This window comes from Lysobacter niastensis (assembly GCF_015453285.1).
GTDB lineage: Bacteria > Pseudomonadota > Gammaproteobacteria > Xanthomonadales > Xanthomonadaceae > Lysobacter_J > Lysobacter_J niastensis.
This window is the reverse complement of the sequence record NZ_JADLZT010000013.1, coordinates 39,493-57,251: the sequence shown is the minus strand read 5'-3', so window position 1 is coordinate 57,251 and position 17,759 is coordinate 39,493. Positions and strand designations below refer to the sequence as shown.

At 67.5% G+C, this 17,759-nt stretch carries 14 protein-coding genes; 9 read left to right on the top strand and 5 right to left on the bottom strand.

Translation table 11 applies throughout. The features are described from left to right. Positions 1–32: 32 nt before the first annotated feature. The 3 genes from IU514_RS18585 to mutM form a co-directional block, all read right to left on the bottom strand. Positions 33–2,855 carry a serine/threonine-protein kinase gene (locus tag IU514_RS18585; RefSeq protein WP_194932644.1) on the bottom strand — a complete coding sequence of 941 codons (2,823 nt, stop codon included), beginning with the start codon at positions 2,853–2,855 and terminating at the stop codon, positions 33–35. Positions 2,856–2,955: 100 nt separating this feature from the next. Then, positions 2,956–3,519 carry an ECF-type sigma factor gene (locus IU514_RS18580; protein WP_194932643.1) on the bottom strand — a complete coding sequence of 188 codons (564 nt, stop codon included), beginning with the start codon at positions 3,517–3,519 and terminating at the stop codon, positions 2,956–2,958. Positions 3,520–3,619: 100 nt separating this feature from the next. Next, a complete protein-coding gene (mutM, locus tag IU514_RS18575; protein ID WP_194932642.1) occupies positions 3,620–4,432 on the bottom strand; it encodes a bifunctional DNA-formamidopyrimidine glycosylase/DNA-(apurinic or apyrimidinic site) lyase in 813 nt (270 codons plus the stop codon). A 46-nt stretch (positions 4,433–4,478) separates the two neighbouring features. On the opposite strand from mutM, the gene IU514_RS18570 reads away from it, so the two are divergent. From IU514_RS18570 to IU514_RS18560, 3 genes are all read left to right on the top strand, one after another. Next, positions 4,479–5,321: a CHAD domain-containing protein gene (locus IU514_RS18570; protein WP_194932641.1), complete on the top strand. Its 843-nt coding sequence runs from the start codon at positions 4,479–4,481 to the stop codon at positions 5,319–5,321. 156 nt (positions 5,322–5,477) lie between these two features. Further along, on the top strand, positions 5,478–6,665 hold the full coding sequence (locus IU514_RS18565; RefSeq protein WP_194932640.1) for a DesA family fatty acid desaturase: 1,188 nt from the start codon (positions 5,478–5,480) through the stop codon (positions 6,663–6,665). Positions 6,666–6,682: 17 nt separating this feature from the next. After that, positions 6,683–7,075, top strand: a complete 393-nt coding sequence (locus IU514_RS18560) for an EF-hand domain-containing protein (RefSeq protein WP_194932639.1) — start codon at positions 6,683–6,685, stop codon at positions 7,073–7,075. Positions 7,076–7,179: 104 nt separating this feature from the next. Here IU514_RS18560 and IU514_RS18555 read toward each other — a convergent pair whose 3' ends face one another. Together IU514_RS18555 and IU514_RS18550 are read right to left on the bottom strand one after the other, a co-directional pair. Continuing rightward, complete coding sequence (locus tag IU514_RS18555; protein ID WP_194932638.1) at positions 7,180–8,841, bottom strand: MFS transporter; 1,662 nt, start codon at positions 8,839–8,841, stop codon at positions 7,180–7,182. Between the two features lie 11 nt (positions 8,842–8,852). Then, the gene (locus tag IU514_RS18550; RefSeq protein ID WP_194932637.1) at positions 8,853–10,280 is read right to left on the bottom strand and encodes a DcaP family trimeric outer membrane transporter; all 1,428 of its coding nucleotides are present in this window, start codon (positions 10,278–10,280) and stop codon (positions 8,853–8,855) included. 368 nt (positions 10,281–10,648) lie between these two features. On the opposite strand from IU514_RS18550, the gene acs reads away from it, so the two are divergent. The 6 genes from acs (at position 10,649) to IU514_RS18520 (ending at position 17,659) form a co-directional block, all read left to right on the top strand. Further along, on the top strand, positions 10,649–12,601 hold the full coding sequence (acs, locus tag IU514_RS18545) for an acetate--CoA ligase (RefSeq protein WP_194932636.1): 1,953 nt from the start codon (positions 10,649–10,651) through the stop codon (positions 12,599–12,601). 109 nt (positions 12,602–12,710) lie between these two features. Continuing rightward, positions 12,711–13,379, top strand: coding sequence for a response regulator transcription factor (locus IU514_RS18540; protein ID WP_194932635.1), 669 nt, complete (start codon positions 12,711–12,713; stop codon positions 13,377–13,379). Positions 13,380–13,465: 86 nt separating this feature from the next. Then, the gene (locus IU514_RS18535; RefSeq protein WP_194932634.1) at positions 13,466–14,503 is read left to right on the top strand and encodes an alpha/beta fold hydrolase; all 1,038 of its coding nucleotides are present in this window, start codon (positions 13,466–13,468) and stop codon (positions 14,501–14,503) included. Between the two features lie 311 nt (positions 14,504–14,814). Continuing rightward, complete coding sequence (locus IU514_RS18530) at positions 14,815–15,237, top strand: hypothetical protein (protein WP_194932633.1); 423 nt, start codon at positions 14,815–14,817, stop codon at positions 15,235–15,237. Then, complete coding sequence (locus IU514_RS18525) at positions 15,234–15,977, top strand: YidH family protein (protein WP_228760864.1); 744 nt, start codon at positions 15,234–15,236, stop codon at positions 15,975–15,977. Before IU514_RS18530 ends, IU514_RS18525 begins: the two co-directional genes overlap by 4 nt. Before the next feature lie 98 nt (positions 15,978–16,075). Further along, positions 16,076–17,659 carry an arylsulfatase gene (locus IU514_RS18520; protein WP_194932632.1) on the top strand — a complete coding sequence of 528 codons (1,584 nt, stop codon included), beginning with the start codon at positions 16,076–16,078 and terminating at the stop codon, positions 17,657–17,659. Positions 17,660–17,759 lie beyond the last annotated feature (100 nt).

The window sequence follows — 17,759 nt, the reverse complement described above, 5'->3', positions numbered from 1 at the left end:
TCTTGCTGCCGTAGATGGGAGCCTTTTCTCGGCTAACGCCTCGCCACGCGCTCCGCCTGGCACTCGCTGGTGAGCGATGCGATCTCGCGCGCGACGGCGCTGCCGTCCGGCTGCAGTTGCTGCACGCGTCCGCGCAACGTGTTGAGGGTCTGCGCGGCGCGCGCCTGATCGGGGCCACTGCAGCGCAGTTGTGCGGCGTAGCCACCGGCGAGCCAGGCCACCTGGCGCAATGCCGGATCCTTCGGCGTCATCGCGGCCAGTGAGTCCAGTCGCTCCAGCGCACCCTCGTCGCCGTCTCTCGCCTGCTGGCGGGCCAGCGCGAGTTCGGCGCGGCGGGTGCCTGCGTGCGTGGGGCCGTAGCCATTGCGCGTCAGGCGCACCGCGTTGGCGAGGTGGCCCATCCCGGCAGCGTGTTCGCCGACTTCGACCAGCACTTCGCCGAGCAGGCGATCGGTGTCGCCGACCACGGGGTGGTCCGCGCCGAAGTGCAGCTCGCGCAATCGGCGCGACTCCTGCAGCAGCGGCCGGGCCTGCGCATCGCGCCCGAGTTCGTGCAATACCACCGCCTGATCGAAACGCACCGACGCCAGGGCCGCCTCGTGTCCGCCGGAGCGATACAGCACGGCCGCGCGCGACAACGATGCCAGCGCGTCGTCGCTCTGGCCGAGTTCCCACTCCACCGCACCGAGTTGATGCTCAGCATCGGCGAGGCTTTCGTGGGCGGGTCCGTTGCGCTCCACCAGTCGCCGGCGTACTTCGCGCAACTCACGCGCGGCATCGGCGAAGTGGCCCTGGTCGATGCGCGCGCCGGCCAGTTCGCGACGTACCTGCAACGTCAGGGGATGCTGCGCGCCGCTGAGGTCGAGCGCGATCGCGAGCGCACCAATCAGGTCGCGCTCGGCGGCCTGCGGCTGTCCGATGCTCCGCTCGAGCGCGGCGAGGTTGCGATGCAGCGGGATCAGCAGCGGGTGGCGGTCGCCGGCGGCGCGGCGCAATTGTGCGAGCGCATCGCGGTACTGGGTCATCGCGATGGCGTCGGCGCCGGTGTCGACCTGCAATCCCGCCAGGTCCATGCGGTTCTCCACTTCGCCAACGGTGTCGCCGATCTCGCGGCGCAGCGCCAGCGAACGCTCGAACAGCTGGCGCGCGCCCTGTCGTTCCGCATTGGCACGGCGGCACCGCCCGAGCTGCGAATAGAAGCCGCCCGCCTGAGTCGGCAGCTGTGCCTGCTCGCGCCGCACCGTCACCAGTTGCGGCTGCATCAGGTCGATGCATTGCCGCGCGTCGCCGAGTTGCGCCAGCACCTGGCCGCGCAGCGTCAGCGATTCCAGTCGCAGGCTGAGCGGGATCGAGTCGGTGTTGGTGATGATCGCGGCTTGTCGATCGAGCAGCACCTTGGCTTCGCGGTAGTCGCCCAGTCCGATGCGTCCGCGTGCGATCACGCCGAACAGCTCCGCGCGTGCACGCGGCTGCCTTGCCAGTTCGCGGTTGCCACGCTCGACGGCGGCGTCGAGCAGTCCGCGCAGGTCGAGTGACTGCCCTTCGGCCGAGCCGCCCGCGCTGGCGAACAGTCCGACCATGAAATCCTGCATCGCCTGCGCGCGGCTCGCCTCGGCCACCGCTTCGCGCGCCTGCCAGGCGACGATCATCAGCGCCATGCTGAGCACGCCGGCGACCATCGTGCCGGTCGCCAGCGCCCAGCGGTGCCGGTGCACGTATTTGTTGACGCGATAGCCGAGGCTCTGCGCCTGCGCCTGCACGGGCCGTCCGGATTCGTAGCGTTCGAGATCCAGTGCCAGCGCCTCGACCGACGGATAGCGCTGCTCGGGCCGCTTCGACAGCGTCTTGAGCACGATGTTGTCGAGGTCGCCGGCGAGCTGGCGCGCACGGCGCCGCAACAACGGCGTGTCGGTTTCCGCGTCCTCGGCGTGGCGCAGCACCGTCTGCGATGGCCGCAGCGGGTCGGTGGCGAGGATCGCCTCCTCCCACTCCGCGTCGGTCTGGCGCTTGAGCTTGTACGGCTTGGTGTCGGTGAGCAGTTCGTACAGCACCACGCCCAGCGAGTACACGTCCGTCATGGTCGTGACCGGCTCGCCGCGGATCTGCTCGGGTGCCGCATAGTGCAGCGTGAACGTGCGCACGCCGGTGCGTGTCTGCTCGACCATCGGCGCGTCGTTGTCGAGCAGCTTGGCGATGCCGAAGTCGAGCAGGCGGATGTCACCACCCGGCGTCACCAGAATGTTGGACGGCTTGAGGTCGCGGTGGACGATCAGGTTGGCGTGCGCGTGGCTGACCGCGTCGCAGATCTGCTGGAACATGCGCAGGCGCGCTTCCAGCGGCGTGCGGTGGTTGCGGCAGTAGTCGGTGATCGGCTCGCCTTCGACGTATTCCAGGGCGAGGTACGGCAAGCCGTCGCTGCTGACGCCGGCATCGAGCAGACGCGCGATGTGCGGATGCGCCAGCCGCGCCAGGATCTGGCGCTCGCGTGAGAAGCGCAGGCGCAGATTGGTATCGGTCAGGCCTGGGCGCAGCAGCTTCAGCGCGACGCGGCGCTGGTACAGGCCGTCGGCACGCGCGGCCAGCCACACCTGGCCCATGCCGCCTTCACCGAGCAGGCTTTCCAGCCGGTACGGGCCGATCTCGCTTCCCGCCCTCGCGCCCATCATCGGCGCGATCAGCGGCTCGGCCATGAAGTCCTGGCTGTCCTGCTCCAGCGACATCAGCGACTCGATTTCGTCGGCCAGCACCGGATCGGCCTCGCGCAACGTGCGCAGCCGCTCCACGCGCTCGTCTACGTCGAGCTCGAACAACGTGTCGAGCAGCGGGGACAAACGTTGCCAGCGCTCGGTGTCCATGTCGGATCAGCTCAACGCAACGCTGAGCGAGGGACGCCGCCGGGCCCCGCGAGGAGCCAGTCCCGAGCCCGACCGGTGAGCGCGGGAGGACATCACGGTCTCAGGCGTCTTTCAGCGAGGCCAGCAGGTACAGGCGGGCCTTTTGCCAGTCGCGGCGGATGCTGCGTTCGGAGCGTTGCAGCAGCGCGGCGATTTCCAGTTCCGACAGGCCGGCGAAGTAGCGCAGCTCGACCACCTGCGCCAGGCGCGGATCGACACCGGCCAGCTTGGTCAGCGCGGTGTCCAGGCCCAGCGTTTCCTCGTCCAGGCGCAGGCCGCCTTCGACGTCGTCGGGGAGTTCGGTGACGCGGTGCAGGTCGCCGCCGCGTTTCTGCGCCAGGCGCTGGCGTGCGTAGTCGACGACGACGCTGCGCATCGCCGAGGCGGCGTAGGCGAAGAAATGCGCGCGGTCGTCGAACTGCGCCTCGCGGCGGCCGACGAGCTTGAGGTAGGCCTCATGCACGAGGGCGGTCGCATCCAGCGTCTGGCCGTGCTGGCCGGCGAGCTGGCGTCGCGCCATCGTGTGCAGTTCCTGATAAAGCGTGGACAGGACGCGATCCAATGCGCCGCGGTCACCTTCACGTGCTGCATCCAGCAGTAGCGTGATGTCGGCGGTATCAGCCATGACTCCCCCACTGGTTATGGCCCGACTATAACGCCTCCCCAAGCGGGTGACGCGTGAATGCAGTGGCCCGGTACTTGCTACGACGGGTGCACCTCGCGCCTCAACGCTGGCAGTGGCCGCACCACACGGTGGTCCGCTGGCCGATCGCCGCCTGCCTGAGCGGCCGCCCGCAGCGCGGGCAGGGCTCGCCTCCGCGGCCGTAGGCGGACAGTTCCTGCTCGAAATAGCCGGGAGACCCGTCCGGGCTGATGAAGTCGCGCAGCGTCGTGCCACCGCGCGTAATGGCGTGACCGAGGATGCGGCAGATCGCCTCGGCCAGCGCCACGTAGCGTTCCCGCGACACCTTGCCGGCGGCGCGCAAGGGCGACACGCCGGCCTCGAACAGCGCTTCGGCGACGTAGATGTTGCCGACGCCGACCACCACGCGCTGGTCCATCAGGAAGGTCTTTACCGGCGCGCTGCGTCCGCGGCTCAGCCGGTACAGGTAGTCGCCGTCGAACTCGTCCGACAGCGGCTCCGGCCCGAGCCCGGCGAGCAGTTCATGCACCTCGCCCGGCGGCTGCCAGAGCAGGCAGCCGAATCGTCGTGGATCGTTGAAGCGCAGCAGACGGCCCGTGTCGAGGACGAGGTCGACATGGTCGTGCGCCCGCACCAGCGTGTCCGCCGGCACGACGCGCAGGCTGCCCGACATGCCCAGGTGCAGCAGTGCGCTGCCCGCCTGGGTGTCCAGCAGCAGGTACTTGGCCCGGCGGCGCACGGCGTCGATGCGCTGGCCGGGCAGCACGCGCTGGATTTCCTCGGCGATCGGCCAGCGCAGGTCGGGCCGGCGCAGGGTGGCCGCGGTGACGATGTGGCCTTCGACGTGCGGCGCGAGACCGCGACGGGTGGTTTCGACTTCGGGCAGTTCGGGCATGGCGTCAGCGTACTATCGGCAGCAGTCACTCGCTCCGCCGGTGCCCATGCCACCCCGCCAGGCCAGCGCCTCCGACTCCACGGCATCGCCGGGCACGGCGCTTTGCGCGTACGCACTGGGCGAACTGGACGCGTCGCTCGCCGCCCTGGGTTGCCATGGCGAAGCGCTGCACGAGGGCGTGCACCAGGCGCGCAAGGCGCTGCGGCGCACCCGCGCGGCGCTGCATCTGGGCGACGGCATCCTCGGACCGGGCATGGCCGTGCTGGATCGCGAACTGCGCACGGTCAACACCGGCCTGTCGAACCTTCGTGACGCCCATGCGCTGGTCGAAACGCTGGAGCGGCTGCTCGAGGGCAAACTCGATGGGCACACGCGGACGCTGATCAAGCAGGTGCATCAGACCGCCCTCGCCGCCCGCGCGGCGCGCACCGAAAGCGAACTGGATGCCGACCCGGATCTGGGCCGGCGTCGCGAGCTGATCGCGGTGTTGCGCGCGGCAGTGCCCGCGCTGTCCTGGTCGCGCCTGACCGATTCGGCATTGCGCATCGCACTGGCGGACAGCGACCTGCGGATGGACCAGGCCAGGGCTCGCGCGGTGAGCACCGGCCACGACGACGACTGGCATCGCTGGCGCCGCCGGGCGCGCCGGGCATCGCAGCAGCGACGCGGCCTGGAGGCGATCGGTCTCGACCCTGGGCAAGGCAGTCCCTTCGGTTTCGACAAGCACACCACCGAACGGCTGGGCCAGGCGCAGGATCTCACGCTGCTGCTGGACCACTGCGGTGCCGACTCCCCGTTCAGTCTCCCCGAACGCGAAGCGGTGAAGGCGTTCGCCAAGCCTTCGCTGGCACGTCTGCGCAGGCAGATCGCCGGCGCCGCGACTGAATAGCGGGCGTCCCGGGACCCTAACGCCCTTGCGACGGGGCATGAACGACCCCATCACGAATCCCGGCCGTACCGGCGCGAACGGTGGTACCCAGGTGGCATGATCACGCGCGGGATCGTGCCTTTTCGCCGGTCCTCCTGCGGTTCCCCGGAGTCATCAATGCCCGTTTCCCTGCTCGATTTCCTCGCCGGCGGCCTCATTCAGGCCAGCTGGGGCCAGTTGCTGATCTACCTGCTGGTGGTGACGCAGCTGACCATCTTCTCGGTCACGCTGTACCTGCATCGTTCGCAAGCGCATCGCGCGGTCGACTTCCATCCGGTGCTCGCGCACTTCTTCCGGTTCTGGAGCTGGCTGACCACCTCCATGATCACCAGGGAGTGGGCGGCGATCCATCGCAAGCACCATGCGAAGTGCGAGACCGAGGAAGACCCGCACAGCCCGATGTTCAAGGGCATCGACACGGTGATGTGGCGCGGCGTCGAGCTGTACCGCGCGGCCCGTGGCGAGCGCGAGGACATCGAGAAGTACGGCAAGGGCTGCCCGGACGACTGGATCGAGCGCCACCTCTACACCCCGCACGCGACCTTCGGACCGACGCTGATGCTGATGATCAGCTTCGCGCTGTTCGGCTTCGCCGGCGTTGCGGTGTGGGCAATCCAGATGCTGTGGATCCCGTTCTGGGCCGCCGGCGTCGTCAACGGCCTCGGCCACTGGTGGGGCTACCGCAACTTCGAAACCACCGACACCGCGACCAACCTCACTCCGTGGGGCTTCTGGATCGGCGGCGAAGAGCTGCACAACAACCACCACGCCTTCCCAAGCTCGGCCAAGTTCGCCCTGCGCAAGTGGGAGTTCGACATCGGCTGGTTCGCGATCAAGGGCCTGGAAAAGGTGGGCCTGGCCAAGGTGCTGCGCGTAGCGCCGACGCTCGACGTGCGCCCGAACATCGCCATGCCCGACGGCGAGACGCTGAAGGCGCTGCTCGCGATCCGCTTCCAGGCGATGACCGATTACTACCGCAGCGTCACGCTGCCGGCGCTGCGCGAAGCCAAGTTCAAGCTGCCGCGTCAGCTGCGCCACGGCCTGGCCGACGGCGGCCGCTGGCTCGACGACGACAAGCGCGCCAAGCTGCAGGCGTGGGTGGCCGAGCGTCCGAAGATGGCCACGCTGGCCGACTTCCGCGCGCGCCTGGCGCAGGTGCTGGACGACCGCTCGCACGATGCGCAGGCCACGCTGGCCCGACTGCAGGCGTGGTGCAACGAGGCCGAGGCCAGCGGCATCCAGGCGCTGCAGGCGTTCTCGGCCCGCCTCAAGGGCTACGCGCTGGCACCGGCGCGGGCAGCCTGATCCGGGGCTACCGCACGATGCGTCCGCATCACGAAAGGCCCGCGCCCTCCCGCGCGGGCTTTTTCTTTTCCGCTCCGCGCACCGCGAACCTGTTCGCGGTGCTGGTGCTCGCGGCTTCTATGCCGGCGCTGGCACAGGTGAACGCCACCGGCGATTACCTCTCGCGCATGGACGGCGACCGCGACGGCCGCGTCTCGCTCGCCGAATACCAGGACTGGATGAGCTACGCCTTCACCCGCATGGACACTGACGGCGACGGCATCCTCAGCAGCGCCGAGTTGCCCGGCGGCCGCGGCCAGCCGATCAGCCTCGTCGAACACCGCGAGAAACTGGCCGCCACATTCGGACGCCAGGACCGCAACCGCGACGGTTATCTCAACGCCACCGAACTGGCGGCGCCGCCGCAGTAGGACTCGACCGGGGTAGCCCGGCGGCAGCTCGGCCCTCCTCCCCTGCATACAACAACGCCGGCACGAAGCCGGCGTTGTTGTCGTGCGAACCGCGATGGGGAGGGTCAGTCGCGGATGTCCACGTCCTTGGTCTCGCGCAGGAACAGCGAGCCGATCACGAACGTCATCAGCGCGATGACGATCGGGTACCACAGGCCGTAGTACATGTTGCCAGTGGCCGCGACGAGCGCGAACGCGATCGTCGGCAGAAACCCGCCGAACCAGCCGTTGCCGATGTGGTACGGCAGCGACATCGAGGTGTAGCGGATGCGGGTCGGGAACAGCTCGACCAGCCACGCCGCGATCGGGCCGTAGACCATCGTCACGTAGATCACCAGGACGGTCAGGATCAGCAGCACCATCGGCTTGTTGATGCGCGCGTCGTCGGCCTTCTCCGGATAGCCACCGGCCTTCAGCGCGGCCTTCAGTTCGCCGCCGAACGCATCGCCCTTGGCCTTGCCGTCTTCCTTGGTCAGCCCGGCGCCTTCGTAGCCGGCCACCTCGGTGGCGCCCACGCTGACCTTGGCGACGGACCCGGCCGGTGTCGGCTGGATCGTGTACGGCACGCCCGCCTTGGCCAGCGCCGCGGTCGCGATGTCGCACGAATTGGTGAAGACCTTCTTGCCGATCGGGTCGAACTGGAACGAACAGGTCGACGGATCGGCATGCACGACCGCGGGCGCACTGGTGCGCGCTTCCTCGATCGCCGGGTTGGCGTAGTGCGTGAGCGCCTTGAACAGCGGGAAGTAGGTCAGCGCGGCGATCAGGCAGCCGGCCATGATGATTTTCTTGCGGCCGATCTTGTCTGACAGCCAGCCGAAGAAGATGAAGAACGGTGTGCCGAGCGCCAGCGCCGCGGCGATCAACAGCCAGGTCGTGGTGGCATCGACCTTCAGCGACTGCGTCAGGAAGTACATCGCGTAGAACTGGCCGGCGTACCAGACCACGGCCTGGCCGGCGGTGGCGCCGAGCAGCGCCAGCAACACGACCTTGCCGTTCTTGGTGAAGAAGCTCTCGGTGATCGGCGCCTTCGACTGCTTGCCCTCGGCCTTCATCTGCTGGAACAGCGGCGACTCGTTGAGCTGCATGCGGATCCATACCGACACGCCCAGCAGGACGATCGACAGCAGGAACGGAATGCGCCAGCCCCAGGCCTCGAACGCCTCGGTGCCCAGGTAGGTGCGCACGCCCAGGATCACCAGCAGCGACAAGAACAGGCCGATCGTCGCCGTCGTCTGGATGAAGCTGGTGTACAGGCCGCGCTTGCCGTGCGGCGCGTGCTCGGCGACATACGTCGCCGCGCCACCGTACTCGCCGCCCAGCGCCAGGCCCTGCAACAGCCGCAGGGCGATCAGGATCGCCGGGGCGGCGAAGCCTATCGTCGCGTAGTTGGGCAGGATGCCGACCAGGAACGTCGACAGGCCCATGATCACGATGGTGACCAGGAACGTGTACTTGCGGCCGATCATGTCGCCCAGGCGGCCGAAGAAGATCGCGCCGAACGGCCGCACGGCGAAACCGGCGGCGAAGGCGAGCAGCGCGAAGATGAAAGCGCTGGTTTCGTTGAGGCCGCTGAAGAATTGCTTGGCGATGATCGCGGCGAGCGATCCGTACAGATAGAAGTCGTACCACTCGAACACGGTGCCCAGGCTGGACGCGAAGATGACCTTCTTGTGCCCTTGGGTCAGCGCGCCCGTATCGGGTGCATTGGCGGTGATGGTGGACATGGTGGTCGGCCTCAGAAGTTGTACTTGACGTGCGTCTGCAGGCGATTGAGGTCGCCGCGGTCCCCGTTTTCGAGTTCACGCTGGCCCCAGATCAGCTCGGCACCGAGGTCGAGCTTGGGCAGTGGCGTGTAGATCAGGTTCAAGTGCGCCGACTGCGCACCCTTGGTGATGCCAAGTCCGGTCAGGCGGGTTTCGTTGTCGTACTCCGCCCGCGAGTAGAACAGGTTGCCGCGCAGCTTCGGCGAGAACACGTGGCGCCAGCCGACGAAACCGGCGATCACGTCGATGTTCTCCAGTTCGCCCGCGGCGTCGAGCACGGCGTCGTTGTTGAGCGCCAGGCCGATGTAGCGGCCGATGCCGCTGCCGCCGGTGATCATGTAGCGCAGATCGTCGTTGGCGCCGACGTTGAACCTGCCCGACACGCTCACACCGTAGCCGGTGCTGTCGTCGTCCTGGTCGAGCGGGCCGTTCTGGTACTTCAGCTGGCGCACCAGGCCTGCGATGCCGAAATGGCCCCAGTCGCCCTTGGTGAGGTAGCGCGCGGTGAAGTCGGGCATCGGGCCATCGTCTCCGGAGACCTGCGCCATATTGCCATTGAACGGCGTGTACACCGTCTCCGGGTTCTCCATCGAGAATGACCAGGGGCCGGTGGTGTAGCGCAGTTGCGCCTGGCGCACGAACACCGTGCCTTCGGTCGGGCCCAGGAAGTCGACGGTATCCGGCATCGCCGCCACGTCCTGGAAGTTGCTCCACGTCTGGCCGGCCAGCCAGCCGTTCCACTGCACGTAGGCCTGGCGCAGCGTCAGCGCATAGGTGTTGGTGGCGACCTCGTTGCCGGTGAAGGCGGTGCTGCCGCCGCCGAACAGGTCGAACTCGAGGTAGGCCTTGAGCTTGTCGCCGCTGTCCAGATCGGTGTCGGCGCCGAACCAGAAGCGCGAGAAGTTCACGCCCATGTCGGTGTCGGCGCCATCCTCGTTGGCGTTGCCCGCGCCCACCGGAATGGCCTTCGGCACGTAGAACAGGCGGCCGACGGTGCCGTCGGGGATGTCGCCGTCGTTGGTCTGCGTCACCGAGGCGTCGAGCTTGATGAAGCCGCCGTAGGTGAAGCGCGTGCCAGGGTTGGCGGTGGCCATGATCGGGGCGCTCTGGATCGCTGGCTTGGCCGTGGCGGGTGCGCCACCCGGCACCGCGACAGGCGCCGCTGCGACAGGCGTGGCGGGCGCGGGTGCGGCCTTCGCCTCTGCGGTTTGCGCCTGCTGCTGCGCCGCCAACTGCTTCACCATCGCTTCGAGCTGGGCGACGCGCGCCTCCAGCTCCTGCTCCTTTGCGGTCTGCGCGAACGCGACGCCCGGCAACACCAGCGCGACCAGCAATGCGGCCGCAAGCGGTCGGTGCAACAACGTGCGCCGGCCCCGCGGCGTTGCAATGCATACGGACATGATTCCCTCCCAGAGGAACGCCGTGCTCTTGCACGGTCGCGAGCAGCCTGCTGGCCGATCGCGCTGCACATCCATTCGCCATTGGTCGTAGCGGCTCGTCGCCGGGCTCGACCCGGCACCGTCGGCTCCGCGGCGCAGGACCGCCGTCATACCCGCGAAGGCGGGGATCCAGCGACTCAAGCCATTGAAATCCAAGGCACGGCATTCCCGGCTGCGCAGGAGCGATGGCTTCGCTGGCGCAGCGGCCCGTCACCCGCGTTTACGACTATCGTCTATAGCGTTCTGCCGCGACGGCGATCACGGATGCGGCACACTTCCTTGCCGGCCCCGCACCCGGCCCACCTTTACCAGCGCAGTTGGAGCACGCCATGAACCACCCCGCCACCGTCTACCCGATCGATGCGGATTTCGCCGCCAAGGCGAAGATCACGCGCGAGACGTACGAACGCCTGTACGCCGAGTCGGTGGCTCAGCCGGAGGCGTTCTGGGGCCGCGTCGCCCAGCGCCTGGACTGGTTCAAGCCACCGACGAAGATCAAGGACGTCAGCTACAAGCTGGAAGACTTCCGCATCCGCTGGTACGAGGACGGCGAGCTCAATGCCAGCGTCAACTGCCTGGACCGCCACCTCGACGCGCGCGGCGACAAGACCGCGCTGATCTTCGAGCAGGACGACCCCTCCAAGCCCGCACAGCACATCAGCTACCGAGAGCTGCACGAGCGCGTCTGCAAGCTGGCCAACGCGCTGCGCTCGCTCGGCGTGCGCAAGGGCGACCGCGTCACGATCTATCTGCCGATGATCCCGGAAGCGGTGGTCGCGATGCTGGCCTGCGCGCGCGTCGGCGCCATCCACTCGGTGGTGTTCGGCGGATTCGCGCCGCAGTCGATCGCCGACCGCGTCGCCGACTGCACCAGCAAGCTGATCATCACCGCCGACGAGGGCCTGCGCGGTGGCAAGAAGATCCCGCTGAAGGGCAACGTCGATGCCGCGCTCAAGCTGCCCGGCACGAATACCGTTGAGACCGTCCTGGTGGTGCGCCATACCGGCGCCGCGGTGGACATGCAGATGCCGCGCGACCGCTGGTACGACGCCGTCGTCGAGGACCAGCCCACCGACTGCGCACCCGAGCGCATGAATGCCGAGGATCCGCTCTTCATCCTCTACACCTCGGGTTCGACGGGTAAACCCAAGGGCGTGCTGCACACCACGGGCGGCTACCTGGCGTATGCCAGCTACACGCACGAGATGGTGTTCGACATCCGCGACGACGACATCTACTGGTGCACCGCCGACGTGGGCTGGGTCACCGGCCACAGCTACATCGTCTATGGCCCACTCGCGAACGGCGCCACCGCGGTGGTGTTCGAGGGCGTGCCGAACTACCCGGACGTATCGCGCTTTTGGCAGGTCATCGACCGCCACCAGGTCACCGTGTTCTACACCGCACCGACCGCGATCCGCGCACTGATGCGCGACGGCGACGAGCCGGTGAAGCGCACTTCGCGCAAATCGCTGCGCCTGCTCGGCACGGTCGGCGAGCCGATCAATCCCGAAGCCTGGCGCTGGTATCACGAAGTGGTCGGCGACAGCCGCTGCCCGATCGTCGACACGTGGTGGCAGACCGAGACCGGCGGCATCCTGATCACGCCGCTGGCCGGTGCGATCGACCTCAAGCCGGGATCGGCGACCAAGCCGTTCTTCGGCATCCAGCCGGCGCTGGTCGATGCCAACGGCGCGCGGCTGGAAGGCGAGGCAGAGGGCAACCTGGTGCTGCTGGACTCGTGGCCCGGCCAGATGCGCACGGTGTACGGCGACCATCAGCGCTTCATCGACACCTACTTCCGCACGTATCCGGGCACGTATTTCACCGGCGACGGCTGCCGCCGCGACGCTGACGGCTATTACTGGATCACCGGCCGCGTCGACGACGTCATCAACGTCAGCGGCCATCGCATCGGCACCGCCGAAGTCGAGAGCGCGCTGGTCTCGCACCCGAAGGTGGCCGAGGCGGCGGTGGTCGGCTTTCCGCACGACATCAAGGGCCAGGGCATCTACGCCTACGTCACGCTGATCGCCGGCGAGGCGAGCAGCGATGCGCTGCGCAAGGAACTGATCGCCCACGTGCGTAACGAGATCGGACCGATCGCCACGCCCGATCACCTGCAGTGGGCACCGGGCCTGCCGAAGACGCGCTCGGGCAAGATCATGCGCCGCATCCTGCGCAAGATCGCCGAGAACGCTCCCGAACAGCTCGGCGACACCTCGACGCTGGCCGATCCTTCCGTGGTCGAGAACCTGGTGAAGGAACGGCGCGTGCCGTGATGCTTTGCTCCTTCCCCCGCTCGCGGGGGAAGGCCGGAACGAGGACCGCTTCCGCGATCCTCACCCCCACCCGGCCCTCTCCCGCTCTTGGGAGAGGGGGAGACCGTGCATGCCCACCCTGCTCATCGCCGACGACCATCCGCTGTTCCGCGAAGCACTGCGCGGCGCGGTCGCACGCGTGTTGCCGCAGGCGCAGTTGCGCGAGGCCGACAGCGTCGATGCGTTGTACACGCTGGTCGACGCCGAGCCCGACGCCGACCTGCTGCTGCTCGACCTGAACATGCCCGGCGCGCAGGGCTTCAGCGCACTCGTACACCTGCGAGCACTGCATCCACAACTGCCCATCGTGGTGGTGTCCGCGCGCGAGGAACCGGCGGTGATGCGGCGTGCGCTCGACCATGGCGCCGTCGGATTCATTCCCAAGTCCGCCGATGCGGCCACGCTCAACGAGGCGATCACCCGCGTGCTCGAAGGCGACCGCTGGGCACCGGCTGCGGCGCTGTCGGCACCGGCCGCGAAGGCCGAGGAGCACGACGCCGCACAACGCCTGCGCGACCTCACCCCACAGCAGTTCCGCGTGCTGCAGATGCTCGGCGCCGGCCTGCTCAACAAGCAGATCGGCTACGAACTCGGCGTGTCGGAGGCCACCGTGAAGGCGCACGTCACCGCGATCCTGCGCAAGCTCGGCGCCAACAACCGCACCCAGGCCGTGCTGATCGCCGGACGTCTCGCGCTCGATCCTGGCGCGATCGTGCCGCCACCGGAGGAGAGCGACTGAGCACGGCCGCCAACGGTTGAGCGCAGTGACATCCCACATGCCTTCCTGCACCATCGCGGCTCCTCCAGTCGCGAAGGGAAGCACCGATGAAGGCAGGAAAGTCCCGCTGGCAAGCGCTCGCCTTGTGCGCGCTGGTCTCCTCGTCCGCCATGGCGGCTTCGGACGCGGGCGATGCCACGTCCAAACCGGCCCTGCCCCAACCCGACCCGGCACTGGACGTATACGCGCAAGCCGCGCGGCTCGTCGACATCGGCGGCGGTCGGCGCCTCAACCTGCGCTGCAACGGGCCTGAAGCAGCAACCACGGTGGTGCTCGAAGCCGGCTTCGGCGCGGACTCTCTCAGCTGGTCGCGGCTGCAGCCGCTGCTCGCCGGCAGCATGCGCGTGTGCTCCTACGATCGCGCCGGTTACGGGTTCAGCGACGGCGGACCTCTTCCGCGCGACATCGATGCGGAAGTCGCGGATCTCCACGCGCTCGTCCGTGCTGCAAGTCTGCGCGCACCGTTCGTCCTGGTCGGCCATTCGCTGGGCAGCAACATCGCCCGGCTGTACGACCGGCAGCACCCGCAGGACGTCGCCGCGCTGGTGCTGGTCGATCCGCCGCCGCAGGGCATCGCCGCGTTCTCACCGGAGTACCAGGCACGGGAGAAAGCAATGCTGCCGCAGATGCTCAAGGCCTATCGCGACTGCGAGCAGGGTGCGAAGGCCGGCACGCTGGCAAAAGATCCGCCTCCCGAGCTGAAGGCCTGTCTGCGCGGGCCCGATCCGCGCTACAGCGACAGACTCAACGCTGCCATTCGCGAGTCGAAGCTGCGTCCCGGGTTCTGGGATACGGTGATCTCCGGATCCGAAGCGAAAGCGGCCTTGTTCGAGCCGTCGGTAAGCGGAAGCGAACGGCATGGCAGCAAGCCGCTGGTGGTGCTTTCGGCCGTCGATGCCTATGCCGGTGCGCCGCCGCCGATCCGCGACGCGCTGCAGCCCGCACAGGCCGCCACGCATCGTGCGCTGGTGGCAACCTCCAGCCGCGGTCGCCTGGTCGAGGTGAAGGGATCGACGCATGACATCCAGATGGACCAGCCTGGCATCGTGGCCGACGCCGTGCGGAGCGTGATCGCCTCGCCGTGAATCTGGCGCCGGTACCACGTACCGATGCTACTGCCCGACGCAATTTGCACCGCGTGCGCGCAATGCGCACGCGTTCGCATGACCGCCATGTGAAGGCGAAGCGACACGGCCAGAACTTCGCGACCACACGACTCGCGACCACACGACACCGTCCCGTCACGGTGCTTTTACGTTTCTGACTTCAGCATCGGCTTCCGCCTCTGGCGGTGCTTTTCCTCCCCGCGTTCATGCACGCGCATGTCTCCGCGACCGGAGGAATGCGCGCGGCGGTGCGGCATCGGGCGATGCCGGAAGATCGCACGGGGAGACCGATGGATTCGATCGTGGATGTCCTGCAGCGTTTCTCGCATGACCTGTACGGCAGGCTCACCGGACCGATGCCGTTCCGCCTGGTCCTGCAACCCGGCGTGGCCCTTTACCTCGCTGCGCGAGACGGCATCAAGGATGCGCGCACTGGCCGCGATCCGTACCTGTGGCACATCGTCACCACCGATCAGGCCTCGCGCAGCAAGGCCTGGCGGGAGGGCGTGACCGCAGTCACGCGCCTGCTGATCCTCGGCGTGGTGATGGACGTCATCTACCAGGTCAAAGTGTTCGGCGGCTTCCCGTATCCGCTGGAAGCCTTCGTGGTCTCCTTCACGCTCGCCTTCCTTCCCTATCTGCTTTTCCGCGGCCCGTTCGCGCGGATCGCGAAGTGGTGGATGCATCGGCACCCAGGAGCGAAGTCGCCATGACCGAAAAGAAGACAGCACCCTCATCCGAACTGGTGCGGCCCGAACGGCTGGAAACGACGCCGGTCAAACCGATGCCGCGGCCGGAGCATGTGGCCGAGACACCGGTCCCGCCGATCCCCGACGTGGATCGCTCGAAACCCGATCTCGCATCGGTCGATTACTCGGCCTATCGCACCGGCCTTTCAAACCACCGCACTGGTTTGTCCGAGCATCGTACGCAGTTGTCGGAGTACCGGACCGATCTGTCCACGCACCGCACCGATCTGTCCGAGTTCCGCACCGATCTGTCCGAGCATCGCACGGACCTTTCGACCAACCGCACCGAGATGTCGATGCGGCGCACCGGCATGTCGTTCCAGCGCACGCGCATGAGCGCGGACCGCACGCTGATGTCGATCATGCGCACCGCGCTGTCGCTGATCGGTTTCGGCTTCACGATCTTCCAGTTCTTCGGCCACCTGCAGTCGTCGAAGATCCTGATCGCCACCAGCCACGCGCCGCGCAACTTCGGCATCGCACTGGTGGCGCTCGGCATCCTGATGCTCACGCTCGGCATCGGCTACCACGTCGTCTTCATGCGCAGCCTGCGCGCCGAACGCGGGGCAATGAAGGGCGAAGGCCTGATCCATGGCGAAAGCCCCTACCCGATCTCCCTGACCCTGATCACCGCCAGCCTGTTGTGGGTCCTCGGGTTGCTTGCCATCGCCAGCATGGCGTTCAACCTCGGCACGCTCGGCTAGGAGATGCCCCACCGTTTCATCGCTCGTTTCGAAATCCCCCAGCAATCCGGTCGCCGGCAACGTTGACGGGATGCCCCACCCCACGGAGGAACGAAAGCATGGCAACCGCGAAGAAGGCAGCAAAACCGGCAACATCCAGCAAGGCCAAGCCAGGCGGCAAGAAGCCCAACATCCTGGTGATCTGGGGCGACGACATCGGAATCGCCAACCTGAGTTGCTACACCCACGGATTGATGGGCTACAAGACGCCCAACATCGACCGCATCGCCAACGAAGGCATGCGCTTCACCGATTCCTATGGCGAGCAGTCGTGCACCGCGGGACGCTCGTCGTTCATCACCGGGCAGAGCGTGCACCGCACCGGCCTGTCCAAGGTCGGCATTCCCGGCGCGGCGCAGGGCATGGTCGAGTCGGTGGTCACGATCGCCTCGCTGCTCAAGGACCAGGGCTATGCGACCGGCCAGTTCGGCAAGAACCACCTCGGCGACCTCAACAAGCACCTGCCGACGGTGCACGGTTTCGACGAGTTCTTCGGCAACCTCTACCACCTCAATGCCGAGGAAGAGCCGGAGATGGACGGCTATCCCAAGGATCCGCGCTATCGCGAGCAGTTCGGCCCGCGCGGCGTGATCCACAGCTGGGCCACCGACAAGGACGACAAGACCACGCACCCGCGCTGGGGCAAGGTCGGCAAGCAGAAGATCGAGGACACCGGCTCGCTCAACCGCAAGCGCATGGAGACCTGCGATGACGAGTTCGTCGCCGCCGCCAGTGACTTCATCAAGCGCCAGAACAAGGCCGACCAGCCGTTCTTCGTGTGGTTGAACACCACCCACATGCACTTCATCACCCACACCAAGCCCAGCAGCCTGGGCCAGGCCGGCGACCACCAGTCGCCGTACCACGACACGATGGTGGACCACGACAGGAATGTCGGCCAGATGCTCGACCTGCTCGACGACCTGGGCATCGCCGACGACACCATCGTCATCTACTCGACCGACAACGGGCCACACATGAACTCGTGGCCGGACGCGGGCATGACGCCGTTCCGCAGCGAGAAGAACACCAATTGGGAAGGCGCTTTCCGCATCCCCGAGCTGATCCGCTGGCCAGGCCGCATTCCTGCGGGCGCGGTGTCCAACGACATCATCCAGCACCACGACTGGCTGCCGACCCTGTTGGCGGCGGCCGGCGACACGACCTGCATGGACCGGCTCAAGAGGGGCACCACGGTCAACGGGCGCAAGTACAAAAACCACATCGACGGCTTCAACCTCCTGCCATACCTGACCGGCGAGGAGAAAGAATCGCCGCGCAAGTGGTTCTTCTACTTCAGCGACGACGGCGACGTGCTCGGCATACGCTGGCAGAACTGGAAGATCGTGTTCATGGAACAGCGCTGCCGCGGCACGATGCAAGTGTGGGCCGAGCCGTTCACGCCACTGCGCATGCCCAAGATATTCAACCTGCGCATGGATCCCTACGAGCGGGCCGACGTGACGTCGAATACGTACTGGGACTGGATGATCCACAACGCGTTCTGGATCTACGGCGCGATGGCTGCGGCCACGAAGTTCCTGGAGACCTTCGTTGAGTTCCCGCCGGCGCAGCTGCCCGGTGCGTTCAACCTGGATCAGGCGAAGCAGAAGATGTCCGAGGTTCCTCACGGCTCAAGCTGATCGATCCGGTTCCGGGCGGCGCCTTGCCGCCCGGAACGCGCCAGCACCTGGGCACCTGAGCGCCGCGGTGCCCGACTCACGAAGCGAAAGAGCGAGGAGA

What these genes read in the sequence shown, in the direction of transcription:
- IU514_RS18525 (WP_228760864.1), top strand. Translation starts at nt 15,234, where the DNA reads ATGACCGAAAAGAAGACAGCACCCTCATCCGAACTGGTGCGGCCCGAA.
- IU514_RS18520 (WP_194932632.1), top strand. Translation starts at nt 16,076, where the DNA reads ATGGCAACCGCGAAGAAGGCAGCAAAACCGGCAACATCCAGCAAGGCC.
- IU514_RS18530 (WP_194932633.1), top strand. Translation starts at nt 14,815, where the DNA reads ATGGATTCGATCGTGGATGTCCTGCAGCGTTTCTCGCATGACCTGTAC.
- IU514_RS18535 (WP_194932634.1), top strand. Translation starts at nt 13,466, where the DNA reads ATGAAGGCAGGAAAGTCCCGCTGGCAAGCGCTCGCCTTGTGCGCGCTG.
- IU514_RS18585 (WP_194932644.1), bottom strand. Translation starts at nt 2,855, where the DNA reads ATGGACACCGAGCGCTGGCAACGTTTGTCCCCGCTGCTCGACACGTTG.
- acs (WP_194932636.1), top strand. Translation starts at nt 10,649, where the DNA reads ATGAACCACCCCGCCACCGTCTACCCGATCGATGCGGATTTCGCCGCC.
- IU514_RS18550 (WP_194932637.1), bottom strand. Translation starts at nt 10,280, where the DNA reads ATGTCCGTATGCATTGCAACGCCGCGGGGCCGGCGCACGTTGTTGCAC.
- IU514_RS18540 (WP_194932635.1), top strand. Translation starts at nt 12,711, where the DNA reads ATGCCCACCCTGCTCATCGCCGACGACCATCCGCTGTTCCGCGAAGCA.
- IU514_RS18560 (WP_194932639.1), top strand. Translation starts at nt 6,683, where the DNA reads ATGCGTCCGCATCACGAAAGGCCCGCGCCCTCCCGCGCGGGCTTTTTC.
- IU514_RS18580 (WP_194932643.1), bottom strand. Translation starts at nt 3,519, where the DNA reads ATGGCTGATACCGCCGACATCACGCTACTGCTGGATGCAGCACGTGAA.
- IU514_RS18555 (WP_194932638.1), bottom strand. Translation starts at nt 8,841, where the DNA reads ATGTCCACCATCACCGCCAATGCACCCGATACGGGCGCGCTGACCCAA.
- IU514_RS18565 (WP_194932640.1), top strand. Translation starts at nt 5,478, where the DNA reads ATGCCCGTTTCCCTGCTCGATTTCCTCGCCGGCGGCCTCATTCAGGCC.
- IU514_RS18570 (WP_194932641.1), top strand. Translation starts at nt 4,479, where the DNA reads ATGCCACCCCGCCAGGCCAGCGCCTCCGACTCCACGGCATCGCCGGGC.
- mutM (WP_194932642.1), bottom strand. Translation starts at nt 4,432, where the DNA reads ATGCCCGAACTGCCCGAAGTCGAAACCACCCGTCGCGGTCTCGCGCCG.